Raw genomic sequence first — 13,856 nt, 5'->3', positions numbered from 1 at the left:
ATCTCCAATTATAATGAGTCCATGGCAAGAATACCTGCAACATCCCCTCGTTCGTCCCGGTCATCCAAAAATGTGCGTAATGGGCCCTCAGCCCTGCAGCAGCGCCTGACGGGACTGCTGCGCGAAGCACGGTGGATTATCTTCGCCGCCTTGGCGGCTTGGCTTGGTCTGGTACTGGCGACCTGGGACCCGGGTGATCCCGGCTGGTCGCATTCCGTGCATTCGGGGCTAACCCAAAACGGCGGGGGCATTTTTGGTGCCCACATCGCCGATTTTCTGTTGTTCTTATTTGGGCTGACGGCCTGGCTCTGGGTCGTGCTGCTGGTGCAGCGCGTAGCTGTGGGCTTTTACCGTCTGACGGCTTTGCTATTACCCAGCACTAAAAACGAGGACGTGTTGCCTCGGGTGCACTGGGAAATTGGCATCGGTTTCTTCTTCTTGTTTCTGGGCAGCATGGGCCTGGAAGCCCTGTTTTTTAAAGACCTGGGCCAGCAATGGCAGCTGCCAGCCGGGGCCGGTGGGCAGTTGGGCCAATTATTATCGCAACTATTAGTAACTTCGATAGGCTTTGGCGGGGCCACTTTGGTGCTGATAGGCCTGCTCGCCGGTGGGGCCAGTTTGTTCTTTGGCTTTTCCTGGCTGACGCTGGCTGAACGCCTGGGCGGTCTTATTGAAGGGGCCATTCGCCGTGTGATGACGCTCTGGTCTGCCCGGCAAGATCGCCGTGTGGGCGAGGTCAAGCGCGCCGAGCGTACGGAAAGTGTGGTCGCCAAGCAAGAGCAATTGGTACATGAGCAGCCTGTGCGTATCGAGCCGGCTTTCGTTGCCGTGCCTAAATCTGAACGCGTCGAGAAAGAAAAGCAGCAGACACTGTTCAAGGCACCGCGTCAGGCAGGAGAGGCTGGAGACTTGCCGCCCTTGTCCCTGCTGGATCCAGCGACAGACAATGTAGAGACCGTGTCGCAGGAAACAATCGAATTCACCTCGCGCCTGATTGAAAAGAAGTTGTCCGACTTTGGTGTCGCGGTGACTGTGGTAGCCGCTCAGGCGGGGCCTGTGATTACGCGTTACGAAATCGAGCCAGCCACGGGCGTGAAGGGCAGCCAGATCGTGAATCTGGCCAAAGACCTGGCCCGTGCCTTGAGTCTGGTCAGCATTCGGGTGGTAGAAACCATTCCCGGTAAAAACCTGATGGGCCTGGAACTGCCCAATCCTCGCCGCCAAATGGTGCGTCTGGAGGAAATTGTTGGCTCCCAGACCTATCACAGCAGTGCATCGCTTCTGACCATGGCCTTGGGCAAGGACATCGCAGGCAAGCCGGTGGTGGCCGATTTGGCCAAAATGCCTCACTTGCTAGTGGCGGGTACGACGGGCTCGGGTAAATCGGTGGGGATTAACGCCATGATTCTGTCGCTGCTTTATAAGTCAGACCCGGCGGATGTGCGTTTGATTCTGATTGACCCCAAGATGCTGGAAATGAGTGTCTATGAAGGCATTCCTCACCTGCTGGCACCTGTGGTCACCGATATGCGTTTGGCTTCCAATGCCTTGAACTGGTGTGTGGCCGAAATGGAAAAACGCTACCGCTTGATGAGCAAGCTGGGTGTGCGCAATCTGGCCGGTTACAACACCAAGATTCGCGATGCGCAAAAGCGCGAAGAGCCAATCCCGAATCCCTTTTCCTTGACACCGGATGCGCCCGAGCCCTTGTCGGTCTTGCCCATGATTGTCGTCATTATTGACGAGCTGGCCGACCTGATGATGGTGCAGGGCAAGAAGATCGAAGAGCTGATTGCCCGTTTGGCACAGAAAGCCCGTGCGGCTGGTATTCACCTGATTCTGGCTACGCAGCGACCTAGCGTGGATGTCATTACAGGTCTGATCAAAGCGAACATCCCTACGCGTATTGCGTTCCAGGTGTCCTCCAAGATCGACTCGCGCACCATTCTGGATCAGATGGGGGCGGAGACCTTGCTGGGGATGGGCGATATGCTCTATTTGCCTCCTGGTACGGGTCTGCCTAAACGTGTGCACGGCGCTTTTGTCAGCGACGAAGAGGTTCACCGCGTGGTCGAGTATCTGAAAGAGCATGGCGAGCCCGATTACATTGAAGGCCTGCTGGAAGGGGCGGTAGAGGGTGAGGGCGGAGAGGGTGCCAACCCGATTACAGGGATGGCCGATGCCGAGGCTGATCCGCTCTACGATCAGGCTGTACAGGTCATTATTAAAAATCGCCGCGCATCTATTTCTTCGGTGCAGCGTCATTTGCGTATCGGTTACAACCGGGCTGCGCGGCTCCTGGAACAAATGGAGCAGGCTGGTCTGGTATCGGCCATGCAGCCTAACGGCAACCGTGAAATTCTGGTTCCCGCAGGAGGTGCCAACGATGAAGATTAAGACACTGCTTGCCAGCATGCTGCTGGCCGCTAGCCCTGCTTTGACGATGGCAGCCTCCGCCAGCGAGCAATTGCGCTCTTTTGTGCAGGATGTTCATGCTGCCAAAGGCGAGTTTTCCCAACGTACCGTGGACAGTAACGGCCAATCCAAAGGCGCGCCGCAATCAGGCCAGTTCGTGTTTCAGCGCCCAGGTCAGTTCAAGTGGCATGTCCAACGCCCTTACGAGCAGTTGATTGTGTCTGACGGCAAGCTGCTCTATCAATACGATCCCGATCTGGCTCAAGTCACCGAGCGTGGGGTCGATCAATCGATAGGGGCATCGCCCGCGGCTATTTTGTTCGGTACAGGTAACCTGGAAGAGTCCTTCCGTCTGGTGGATCAGGAAGCACGCGACGGCTTGGAGTGGATACGGGCAACTCCTTTGCAAAGCGATGCGGGCTTTGCTTACGTGGATATCGGTTTTAAGGGCCGTGAGCCGCGACGTCTGGAGTTGCAGGACTCCTTTGGGCAAACCACATTTATCGATTTCACCGGTCTGGAACCTAATCCTCGTATTACCTTGGGTAGCTTCAATTTCAAGGCACCTGCCGGTGTTGATGTGGTGTCCATGCCTTGAGGGACGGAGCCGATCTGGTCAGGGTCAGCCTTTTTCTGGCCCAAACCAATCAAGTTTTCAATACAGACCTGGTCCGTTTGACCAGGTCTTGCCATTTTAGGAAGGGCGATCGCCATGCGTGATCTGTTCGCTCAAGAACCCTCCGCACCTTTAGCCGAAGCCTTGCGTCCCAAAACCTTGGATCAGGTGGTGGGACAGTCTCATTTGCTCGGAGAGGGCAAGCCACTACGTTTGGCTTTTCAGTCCGGCAAACCGCACTCCATGATTTTCTGGGGGCCGCCCGGCGTGGGTAAAACCACTTTGGCCCGACTGACGGCCACTGCCTTCGAGTGCGAGTTCATTGCGTTGTCTGCTGTCTTCTCGGGCGTCAAAGATATCCGTGCCGCGATGGAGCAGGCCCAGCAAAACTTGGCGATGGGCAAGCACACCATCTTGTTTGTGGATGAGATTCATCGCTTCAACAAGTCCCAGCAGGATGCGCTCTTGCCTTACGCTGAAAGTGGCTTGGTGACCTTTATTGGTGCCACCACGGAAAATCCCTCCTTCGAGGTGAACTCCGCCTTGCTGTCGCGCGCACAGGTGTATGTGCTCAAGTCCCTGACTGACGATGAACTCAAGCTGCTATTAAGCCGTGTACAAGAGCAAAACGTGCTGGATGGGCTAGAGTTCGAGGATCAGGCTGTCGACACCCTGATTGGCTATGCAGACGGCGATGCCCGGCGCTTTCTGAATTTGCTGGAGCAAAGCAGTACCGCTGCCAAAACCTCGGGTACAGCAGTGGTCACCACCGACTTTCTGCAGAACGCACTGACCTTGAATTCCAGGCGTTTTGATAAGGGGGGCGACAATTTCTACGATCAGATATCAGCCCTGCATAAATCCGTGCGTGGTTCCAACCCGGACGCTGCCTTATATTGGCTGACCCGGATGCTGGATGGTGGTGCCGACGCGCGTTACTTGTCGCGCCGTATTGTACGTATGGCCTGGGAAGATATCGGTTTGGCCGACCCTCGGGCCATGCAAATTGCCAACGATGCCGCTTTGACCTTTGAGCGTCTGGGCAGCCCCGAGGGCGAACTGGCGTTGGGGCAGGCCGTGATCTACCTGGCGATCGCGGCCAAGAGCAATGCAGGCTATATGGCTTACAACCAGGCTCGGGCCTTTGTGAAGCAGGATAAAAGCCGCGAAGTACCTGTGCATTTGCGTAATGCGCCCACCAAGCTCATGAAAGAGCTGGGGCATGGTCATGCTTATCGCTATGCGCACGATGAACCCAATGCTTACGCGGCTGGCGAGACCTATCTGCCGGAAGGCATCCCAGATCCGCATTGGTATCAGCCTGTGCCTCGGGGCCTGGAAATCAAGATTGCTGAAAAACTGGAGCGCCTGCGCCAGCTTGACGAGCAGGCAGGTAAAAAAGACCGCTAAGACAGGGCAGGCTACGTCGTAGCCTGCCACCCCCTGATTCCCTGATCGGTCCCAGGTCATTGCGCCGTGCTGCGCTTGGAGTGGCTTGTGGTTAAAATCACCAGATCAATCGGGATTGAACCATCACCTATATGGCTATTAAATGTTAGATCTGAACCAATTACGCAAAGACTTGGAGCCGCTGGTACAGGGCTTGGCGAAACGTGGCGTGCAATTTGACACTGAGCGTTTCCAACAGCTGGAGGCCCGTCGCAAGGCTGTGCAGGTGGAAACCGAGACCTTGCAAGCCGAGCGTAACGCTCTGGCCAAACGTATCGGCCAGCTCAAGTCCAAAGGCGAAGATGCCAGCGAGGCATTGGCTCAATCCCAGCAGATTCCTGTGCGCTTAAAGCAGTTGGAGCAGGACTTGTCTCACGTACAGTCCGAGCTGTCCTCCTGGTTCGCGACTATTCCTAACCTGCCGCACGACAGCGTGCCGGTAGGCGAGTCCGAAGAAGGTAACGTAGAAGTGCGTCGCTGGATTCCGGGTCCTAAAGATGATCAGGGCAAGCCTGCGCATATCACCTTCGAGCCCAGGGATCACGTTGATCTGGGCGAGAAACTGGGTCTGGATTTTGAAGCGGCTCGCAAACTGGCGGGCGCGCGTTTCATGGTTTTACGCGGCCCTCTGGCCCGTTTGCACCGTGCTCTGGCCCAGTTCATGCTGGATACGCAAGTTGAAGAGCATGGCTACACCGAGTGCTACACCCCTTACATCGTGAATGCCTCCACCTTGTACGGCACGGGTCAACTGCCCAAGTTCAAGGACGATATGTTCTGGGTCACCAAAGGTGGTCAAGAGAACGAAGCTACCGATCCCGCTGAGTCCAAACCAGAAGATCTGTACCTGATTTCGACTTCCGAGATCAGCCTGACTGGCATGGTGCGTGACGAAATTCTGGCCGGAGATGAGCTGCCTATTCGCTTGACCGCCCATTCGCCTTGTTTCCGTTCGGAAGCGGGCAGTGGCGGTCGTGATACCCGTGGCGTGATTCGTCAGCACCAGTTCGACAAAGTGGAAATGGTGCAGATTGTTCATCCTGAACAGTCCTACGAAGCGTTGGAATCCATGGTCGGCCATGCTGAACACGTTCTGCAGGCTCTGGAGCTGCCCTATCGTGTGGTGCAGTTATGTACCGGCGATATGGGGTTTTCTGCTGCCAAGACCTACGATCTGGAGGTCTGGTTGCCCGCACAAGATACTTTCCGCGAGATCTCCTCGGTGTCGAATTGCGAAGCTTTCCAAGCCCGCCGTCTGCAAGCGCGCTTCCGTGCTGACAGCAAATCGCGTCCTGAATTTGTACACACGCTTAACGGTTCCGGTCTGGCCGTAGGCCGTGCCTTGGTGGCTGTGTTGGAAAATCACCAGCAGGAAGATGGCAGCGTGATCGTGCCCAAGGCGTTGCGTCCGTATATGGGCGGTCTGGAACGTCTGGTACCTGCGCAGTAAAGTGGCTGCTTGAATACAAAAAGGGCTGATGACCGTTATGGTCCTCAGCCCTTTTTTATTGCCTGGCTCGTACAGAGTTATCAATCATCCCAATCGCGCTCCTGCTGCTTGCGCCAGCGCTTGTGGGCGCGCCGCTGCTCTTTGCGCCATTCTTTGTTAGAGCGCCCATACTCCACATAACCAGGACGGTAGACATAGCGTGGAGGATGGTAGACCACCGGTGGTGGAACCACGTAAACCGGACGTTCCACAATCTGCGCAGGTGGGTAGTAGATGGGGCCGTATCCAATGCCCGGAATACCGACATTGATATCCACATTGACACCACCTGCGAAGGCTGTGCTGGTGCTCAAGGCCATCAAACCGGCTAATAGTAGCTTTTTCATATGCTGCACCTCTAGTGATTCAAGCTGCAGCGATTGTTGCGCAAAATCTATGGCTCAAACGTTAGGCAATCCTGGCAAAGCACTTCCAAACGCAACACAAACCAGACGACCCATACGTACGGTTAACCTTTCTTAACACATGCGGACCCCGCCCGGAGGGATAGGGGAGGTGGGGAGCATGGGTTTAGAACGTATGGCGTTCGACCTGTCGGTGACGAATAGGACGACGGTTGTAGTTGGCGTGCAATTGTCGGCCGTGCACCGAATCCAGTTGCTTGTGCAGATGCGGGGTTTGGCGTGCTTTACGTTGCGCAGGTTCAGCCATGGGCTTGGAGTTGCTCTCAAGAAACCAGAGGCACAAAATCGCCCAGAAAAACAGCGACAGAATACTGACCAGGCCGCCGCGTAGAGAAGCATAGCCAGTGGTGTCAGAGGCTTGAATACGCAAGACATCAGAGAGGACGGGGATGGAGCCTGCTGCCTCAATCACCAGGCTGCCAGGTATCCGAAAAGCCCAGCGCATGGTTTGAAAGATTTCGTTCAGGCTATATATGCCGTCGCCGTTGGCATCAATAATCCATTGGAAGGTTTGCATGACAATTCCTTTTCTCAAGTTCAGCAAGCGGCGCTGAAATTACAAGGACTGCCCCAAAGGGCAGGGCTGCAATGCGTCAAGGTGTGCTTTCAATATAGGCCTGCCAAACAGAGCAAACAAGTGAATTGGACTGAAATGAAGGGTAAACCCCTGATTGAAAAGAGTTCTTTGACTTGGGTTTGCGGGCTAATCAATAAATCGGTATGTCTGGTGCAGGTGCTATAACTCTTTAGTGCTTGTCAAAATAGGTTCTTTCCTCTATATTTATGGGCTTGCTTGTAACCATATGAGCAATCGCGGACAGGTGGCAGAGTGGTCGAATGTACCTGACTCGAAATCAGGCGTACGTGCAAGCGTACCGTGGGTTCGAATCCCACCCTGTCCGCCACCTAAAATCTTAAAAGCCCTTGATTATTCAAGGGCTTTTTTGTTTTCTAGCGGGTTTGCTTCTTACCCCAGCTCCCGTCTGCGCTCCGTTTTGTCATATAGCCGCGTTAAGGTGAAATAAGGCTCGCTTTGCTTCGCAGTCCTTGAGCATTCCGGACAAAATCCTCCCTTTGCATTTCCCGGCATCGCAGAGCGGCGAGTACACTTGGAGTTTCAGTTCTCTGTTGTCAATACTCACGAGGTATCTATGCTGAAAGGTAAAAAAGCGGTCGTAACAGGATCCACCAGTGGTATCGGTCTGGCCATGGCCACCGAGTTGGCGAAGGCGGGTGCGGATATTGTGATCAATGGTTTTGGTCAGCCCGAAGACATCGAGCGCGAGCGCAGCACACTGGAGTCCAAGTTTGGTGTCAAAGCCTATTATCTGAATGCAGATTTGAGTGACGCACAGGCGACGCGTGATTTTGTTGCCCAAGCAGCAGAGGCTTTGGGCGGTTTGGATATTCTGGTCAATAACGCCGGTATCCAGCACACGGCACCGATTGAAGAATTCCCGGTAGACAAGTGGAATGCCATTCTTGCTTTGAACCTGTCCGCTGTGTTTCACGGCACAGCAGCTGCGTTGCCCATTATGCAAAAGCAGGGTTGGGGGCGCATTATCAATATCGCCTCGGCTCATGGCCTAGTGGCATCGGTCAATAAATCGGCTTATGTGGCCGCCAAGCATGGCGTGGTTGGTTTGACCAAGGTAACTGCCCTGGAAAATGCGGGTAAGGGTATAACGTGCAACGCGATTTGCCCCGGCTGGGTACGTACTCCCCTGGTGGAAAAACAGATTGAAGCGATCAGCCAGCAAAAAGGCATTGATATTGAAGCGGCCGCTCGTGAACTGCTGGCTGAAAAACAGCCTTCCCTGCAGTTTGTGACTCCCGAGCAATTGGGTGGTGCTGCTGTGTTCTTGTCCTCTGCCGCTGCAGATCAAATGACGGGTACGACGCTAAGCCTGGATGGCGGCTGGACGGCTCGCTAATCGTTGCCAAGACGTGTTGTGTAGATAACAGATAAAGGGCGTGGCCCTTTATCTGTTTGGATAGAAAGGATATAGGCGCATGTTGTTATTGCTCTCGCCAGCGAAAAAGCTGGATTACGATTCCCCTGTACGCACAGAGCTGGATTCCCAGCCTTTGTTCGTGGAACAGGCGCAAGGCTTGATTGATATTTTGCGCACTCAGTCCGAGCAGGATATTGCCGGCTTGATGAAGCTTAGCGACGATTTGGCACGTCTGAACGTGCAGCGCTATCAGGAATGGGAACCCAAGTTTGACCGCTCCAATGCGCGTCAGGCCATTCTGGCTTTCAATGGCGATGTCTATGAAGGCATGGCGGCTACGGATTTGTCGGACAAGGAACTCAAGTGGACGCAAGATCACATTGTGATTCTTAGCGGTTTGTATGGGGCGCTGCGTCCGCTGGATTTAATGCGTCCTTACCGTCTGGAAATGGGCACACGTTTGAAGAATCCGGGTGGAGCGAATCTGTACGCTTATTGGGGCAGTCGTATTGCCAACTATTTGAACGAGCGCCAGGAAGGCGAATCTAAGCCAGTTGTCTTGAACTTGGCCTCAGAGGAATATTTCAAAGCGGTGGATCAGAAAGCACTGCGTGCCCGTGTGGTGCAGTGCGTGTTTCAGGACGAGAAAAACGGTGTTTGGAAGATCATCAGCTTCTTTGCCAAGAAGGCCCGTGGTTTGATGGCTCGCTTTGTGATCGACAAGCGTATTCAGACTGTGGAAGGCTTGAAAGCCTTTGATCGTGAAGGCTATGTGTTCCAGCCAGAACTGTCCAGCCAGGACAAGCTGGTGTTCCGTCGCTCTGAACAGGATGCCAAGACGCGATAAGCATTGAGTCTGGTTTCTTGTGCTGCAGACACGGCTGTTTTCAGCTGAGTTGCGGCCTTGTGGGGTTGATTAAGAAAGGCAAGGGCATATTGCTCCTTGCCTTTCTTTTTTGCTTTCAGGGCTTGGTGTTCTCTGCCTTGCTGGTTGTAGTCTTGATGGGGCCCATCCTGGTTTTTGACCCGTTAAGAGGTCTGATGCTAGTTAGGCTCCCTGCTGTTTTAATTCCTGTTTGCGCTCTGGAGGCAGTTGTGGGCCAGCGCTGTACTCCAGGCCCCGCATATCCTGACGGATCAGTTGGGCGGCCTTGCTCATTTGGCGGATAGGGTAGGCCAGCATGGCCAACTCGCCTTCCGTCTCAATCGATGCCGGCGGCTCGGCGTCTTTGTCATTGATTAGGTCGCCAATCGCATCCAGCGAATTCTGGATGCCGGGTGGAATCTGGCTGAGGTTCGCTAATAGGGGCGCTGCGGCACTGATCTGTGAGGCCAGTACATGGTTTTGAATCAGCAGATTATTCAACAAAGACACATTGGCCTGACGACTGACCGGCTCATCCATCATGCGATAAAAGGCCGATGCAAAGTTGCTGAAGGCAATGTGCACGTTCTTGTTGGCAACTTGCCAAGCGGTATCGGCTTCCATCAAATCCAAATCCACTTGGGCTTTCTGCGTGTCCGTCATGATGGGCTCGCCATCTTGTGTGTTCTTGATAATTTGATTGTGCAGTCGACTTAGACGGGCAAACTCCATACCAGCGCGCCAGAACTCCTGATTTGCTGCCAGCGCTGCGCGAGCCAGCCCTGTCATGGCGCTGGACTCCCAGTTGGGCAGCAGGTAACTGGCAGCCATGGCGATACCGCAGCCAATCAGCGTATCAACCAGGCGCTCACCAATAATGAAGGAGCCGCCTGTGGACAGGAATTGGAAGGACAGGATCACGAAGATCGTATTGAACAGGGCGGACAATAAGAAATTGAGCTGGACCAGGCTGTTGCCCAAGAGATAGGCCAGCAGCATGGCAATCAGATACAACTCGCGGTTATCCGTCAGCTTCAAGAGCAGGAAGGCTGCTGAGCAGCCTAGCACCGTGCCAAACAAGCGCCAGCCATTACGTTGGCGAGTGATGGCAAAGCCCGGTTTCATGATCACCAGAATAGTCAGGATGATCCAGTAGCTGTGAGCGGTCAGGGCACTGACCAAGCCGAGTTCGTTTTGGAAGTGAGCACTAAGACCGCCGACTCCCAGCGCCACCATGGAGGCAATACTGACGCGAGCGGCATAGCGGAAGTGCGAAGACTTGCGCTTTAGATTGCTGGTCAACATACCCAGACGCAACTCTTCACGCGAGAGCATGCGGCTTAACGATTTGTTCAGATACTGGTCTACCGGCAGGTTTTGACTGGCGCGGTGCGACAGGCTGGCCATATTGTCCACAATGCGGTTCAGATTCCGCAGGCGGCGCACGACCTGAACCAGCAGGGCATAAGTTTCAGGATCACTTTGCGACATACCCTGGCGTTTGTATTTTTCCAGCTCATATTCCATGGCGCGGATTTCGGCTTTGACGCTGGAACGGCGCTTAGTGCTGTTGCTGCGCGAGACATTCATGGCAATCCGACCAATATCCAGGGACAGTTTGTACAAACCATCGCGGGCAAAGATCATGAAATCACTTTCGGCCAGTTGTCGGCGCAAGACGGTGTAATCCGTATAAGTTGCTACCAGGGAATCCAGAATGCTGACCATATTCAGAAAAACAGTCAGCAAGGCTCGCCGGTGATGATCGCCCCGTCCATACCCACGGGGTAGTTCACGCAGTACCACGTCCCGTGCGGCCTGGTGTTTTTCAGTCATATTGGACTGTAGATTGATCAGACGCCGGTAGCAGGCGTCCAAGTCTGAGGTGGAGTCGTAGAACTGGGCACGGGCCTCCATGTACTCGGCAGTTGCAAACAAGGCGACGGCCAGGGTCTGACGTTCTTCCCGATACCAGAACAGCCGCCGGAACAGCGTGCTGAACAGGTAATAAGACAGTCCCCCGGCAAAAGAGTAGAGGGTATGCGCCAAGACCTCATGGGGCTCCATGGGGAAGCGCATCGTCAAAGTCATCAGCAGCAAAGCGGCAAAACCAATCAAGCCACCGCGACGGCCGAAGACGGAAAACATGCTGTACAGAAAGCACAGCAGTGGGACGCACAGAACCAGCAAAAGAGGGGAGCTGGAGGCAAACCCGGTCAGGCCGACGGTGACCGTGCCAAGCGCAATGCCACCAAGCATTTCATTGTTGCGATAACGGCGCGGTCCACCGGGCTGATCAATAATCGCCACGCAGGTGGCGCCCATGGACGCAATTACGCCAATGTCATAGTGGCCAAAGAAACGGCCCAGAATAATGACCGGCAACAGGACGCCGATGGACTGGCGCAGTCCACCGAAGAAGTAGTGGCTATACAGGAATTGTTTTAATTGTGGGATGGGCGATGCCATAAAATACCCGGACAGCTCGTCATAGGTAGACAGTATATCGTTTTACGTATGCAAGCTTTAAGCCTGTTTTTTTGCACTTTACCAACAATCACAGTTGCTCGCTTTGTGCAGTCAAGGTAAAGTAACTAGGTGTTTTTGCTCCTTATCCGAGCAAATTGTAGCGAGGCACTGTTAACCGGGCCATCCGCCCGGTTTTTTGCGCCTAAAAACTTTGTTGCTGGCCGCGTCACAAGCGTGAGATGCCAGGACTTCCGTTTCAAGCTAACGCATACGTTTTTGTATGCACGCACTGAGTGTCGAAGAGTGCAGGCCGGACGGTAATGTGTCTGGGTGGTGTGGTCCTGTGGGCCATGAAGCGCCAGATCATGTTGCTGACATCGGTTCAAGCTCGGACCGTCGTGGTCGATCGATATTGCAGAGCAAGACTGAAAGGAAAACTCATGTCTGAATTAAATGGCGCAGATATTTTGGTGCGCACGCTCGCGGACGAAGGCGTAGAACACGTTTTCGGTTATCCGGGCGGTGCCGTTCTCTATATCTACGATGCAATCTTTAAGCAGGACCGCTTCCAGCACATTCTTGTGCGTCATGAACAGGCTGCTGTTCATGCTGCGGATGCCTATTCCCGTTCGTCCCAAAAAGTTGGCGTGGCACTGGTAACCAGTGGCCCGGGCGTCACCAATGCCGTTACGGGTATTGCGACCGCTTACCTGGACTCCATTCCGATGGTCATCATCAGTGGACAGGTCAGCACCCAGGCAATTGGCGAAGATGCCTTCCAGGAATGTGATGCCATTGGTATCACTCGTCCTTGCGTCAAGCACAACTTCCTGGTGCGCGATGTTCGGGATTTGGCCGATACTATTCGCAAGGCATTTTTCATTGCCACCACAGGCCGTCCCGGTCCTGTGCTGATCGATGTGCCTAAAGATATTACAACCGCAATCTGCAAGTACACGCCCAAGCGTGGCGAGGTCAAGATGCGCTCTTATGCGCCGGTGACCAAAGGCCATCAGGGGCAAATCAAGAAAGCGGTACAGATTCTTAACAGCGCCGAGCGTCCACTGATTTATGTCGGTGGTGGTGTGGTGCTGGGCAATGCTGAAAACGAACTCAGTGAACTGGTTAAGTTGACAGGCGCACCTTGCACAACAACCTTGATGGGCCTGGGCGCCTATCCTGGTACGGCGGACCAATATATTGGTATGCCCGGCATGCACGGTACCTACGAAGCCAATATGACCATGCAGCATTGCGACGTCTTAATCGCAGTCGGTGCACGTTTCGACGATCGCGTCATTGGTAATACCCGTCACTTCAGCCAGAACCCACGCAAGATCGTTCATATCGATATTGATCCTTCCGTGATTTCCAAGCGCGTGAAAGTAGATGTGCCTATTGTGGGCTGCGTCAAAGACGTGTTGGTCGAATTTAACGAGCTGTATGCGCAAAGCCGTCAGGAATCGCCTGGCAATCAGCCCGCTTTGAACGATTGGTGGAAGCAGATCAATATCTGGCGTGGCAAGAACTCCTTGTCCTACGCTAAGTCTGACGAACTGATCAAGCCGCAATATGTGGTGGAGTCCCTGTGGGAAGTGACTGGCGGCAACGCTTTTGTGACTTCTGACGTGGGTCAGCACCAGATGTGGGCGGCGCAGTACTACAAATTCAATAAACCACGTCGCTGGATCAATTCCGGTGGCCTGGGCACGATGGGCGTGGGCTTGCCTTACGCAATGGGTGTGCAAATGGCCAACCCAGGCCAGGATGTTGCCGTCATCACCGGTGAAGGCTCCATCCAGATGAACATCCAGGAACTGTCTACATGTAAACAGTACCGCTTGAGCCCCAAGGTTCTTTGTCTGAACAATCGTTATTTGGGCATGGTGCGCCAGTGGCAGCAGATCGACTACGGCTCGCGTTATTCCGAGTCCTACGTGGATGCGCTCCCCGACTTTGTCAAACTGGTGGAAAGCTATGGTCACGTGGGTCTGGAAATTGATAAGCCAGCCGATGTGGTACCTGCTATTCGCGAAGCCTTCACCACGCACAAAGACCGCCTGGTATTTCTGAACTTCATCACGGATCAAACCGAAAACGTGTTCCCGATGGTGAAAGCAGGCCGCGGCCTGACGGAAATGCTCTTAGGCCCGGACGATCTGTAAGGAGAGAA

10 protein-coding genes and 1 tRNA gene are annotated in these 13,856 nt (G+C 54.2%); 8 read left to right on the top strand and 3 right to left on the bottom strand.

Features of this window, described 5'->3' with window-relative positions; translation table 11 throughout:
• Positions 1–21 precede the first annotated feature (21 nt).
• The 4 genes from IE156_RS04010 (at position 22) to serS (ending at position 5,930) form a co-directional block, all read left to right on the top strand.
• Entirely contained in the window at positions 22–2,397 is a 2,376-nt protein-coding gene (locus tag IE156_RS04010; protein WP_189391160.1) for a DNA translocase FtsK, read from the top strand.
• Positions 2,387–3,013: an outer membrane lipoprotein chaperone LolA gene (lolA, locus tag IE156_RS04005; protein WP_189391159.1), complete on the top strand. Its 627-nt coding sequence runs from the start codon at positions 2,387–2,389 to the stop codon at positions 3,011–3,013. The genes IE156_RS04010 and lolA overlap by 11 nt, the downstream gene beginning before the upstream one ends.
• A 114-nt stretch (positions 3,014–3,127) precedes the next feature.
• Positions 3,128–4,441: a replication-associated recombination protein A gene (locus IE156_RS04000; protein WP_189391158.1), complete on the top strand. Its 1,314-nt coding sequence runs from the start codon at positions 3,128–3,130 to the stop codon at positions 4,439–4,441.
• Positions 4,442–4,583: 142 nt separating this feature from the next.
• The gene (gene serS, locus IE156_RS03995) at positions 4,584–5,930 is read left to right on the top strand and encodes a serine--tRNA ligase (RefSeq protein ID WP_189391157.1); all 1,347 of its coding nucleotides are present in this window, start codon (positions 4,584–4,586) and stop codon (positions 5,928–5,930) included.
• 80 nt (positions 5,931–6,010) lie between these two features.
• Here the strand turns inward: serS and IE156_RS03990 are convergent, their stop codons facing one another.
• Positions 6,011–6,316 (bottom strand): hypothetical protein, encoded by a 306-nt coding sequence (locus IE156_RS03990; RefSeq protein WP_189391156.1) that lies wholly within the window; start codon positions 6,314–6,316, stop codon positions 6,011–6,013.
• A gap of 184 nt (positions 6,317–6,500) precedes the next feature.
• Positions 6,501–6,911 carry a hypothetical protein gene (locus IE156_RS03985; RefSeq protein WP_189391155.1) on the bottom strand — a complete coding sequence of 137 codons (411 nt, stop codon included), beginning with the start codon at positions 6,909–6,911 and terminating at the stop codon, positions 6,501–6,503.
• A gap of 298 nt (positions 6,912–7,209) precedes the next feature.
• Between IE156_RS03985 and IE156_RS03980 the strand changes: the two genes are divergently transcribed.
• From IE156_RS03980 to yaaA, 3 genes are all read left to right on the top strand, one after another.
• Positions 7,210–7,299: transfer RNA gene (locus IE156_RS03980), tRNA-Ser, on the top strand.
• 246 nt (positions 7,300–7,545) lie between these two features.
• A complete protein-coding gene (locus tag IE156_RS03975) occupies positions 7,546–8,328 on the top strand; it encodes a 3-hydroxybutyrate dehydrogenase (RefSeq protein WP_189391154.1) in 783 nt (260 codons plus the stop codon).
• A gap of 79 nt (positions 8,329–8,407) precedes the next feature.
• The gene (yaaA, locus tag IE156_RS03970; RefSeq protein ID WP_189391153.1) at positions 8,408–9,196 is read left to right on the top strand and encodes a peroxide stress protein YaaA; all 789 of its coding nucleotides are present in this window, start codon (positions 8,408–8,410) and stop codon (positions 9,194–9,196) included.
• Positions 9,197–9,397: 201 nt separating this feature from the next.
• Here the strand turns inward: yaaA and IE156_RS03965 are convergent, their stop codons facing one another.
• On the bottom strand, positions 9,398–11,683 hold the full coding sequence (locus IE156_RS03965) for an FUSC family protein (RefSeq protein WP_189391152.1): 2,286 nt from the start codon (positions 11,681–11,683) through the stop codon (positions 9,398–9,400).
• A gap of 440 nt (positions 11,684–12,123) precedes the next feature.
• On the opposite strand from IE156_RS03965, the gene ilvB reads away from it, so the two are divergent.
• Positions 12,124–13,848 (top strand): biosynthetic-type acetolactate synthase large subunit, encoded by a 1,725-nt coding sequence (gene ilvB, locus IE156_RS03960; RefSeq protein ID WP_189391151.1) that lies wholly within the window; start codon positions 12,124–12,126, stop codon positions 13,846–13,848.
• Positions 13,849–13,856: the final 8 nt, after the last annotated feature.

Source organism: Alcaligenes pakistanensis, from assembly GCF_014652815.1.
GTDB classification, from domain to species: Bacteria; Pseudomonadota; Gammaproteobacteria; order Burkholderiales; family Burkholderiaceae_B; genus Alcaligenes; species Alcaligenes pakistanensis.
The sequence above is the reverse complement of the archived record's forward strand: the minus strand, read 5'-3'. Positions and strand labels throughout refer to the sequence as shown.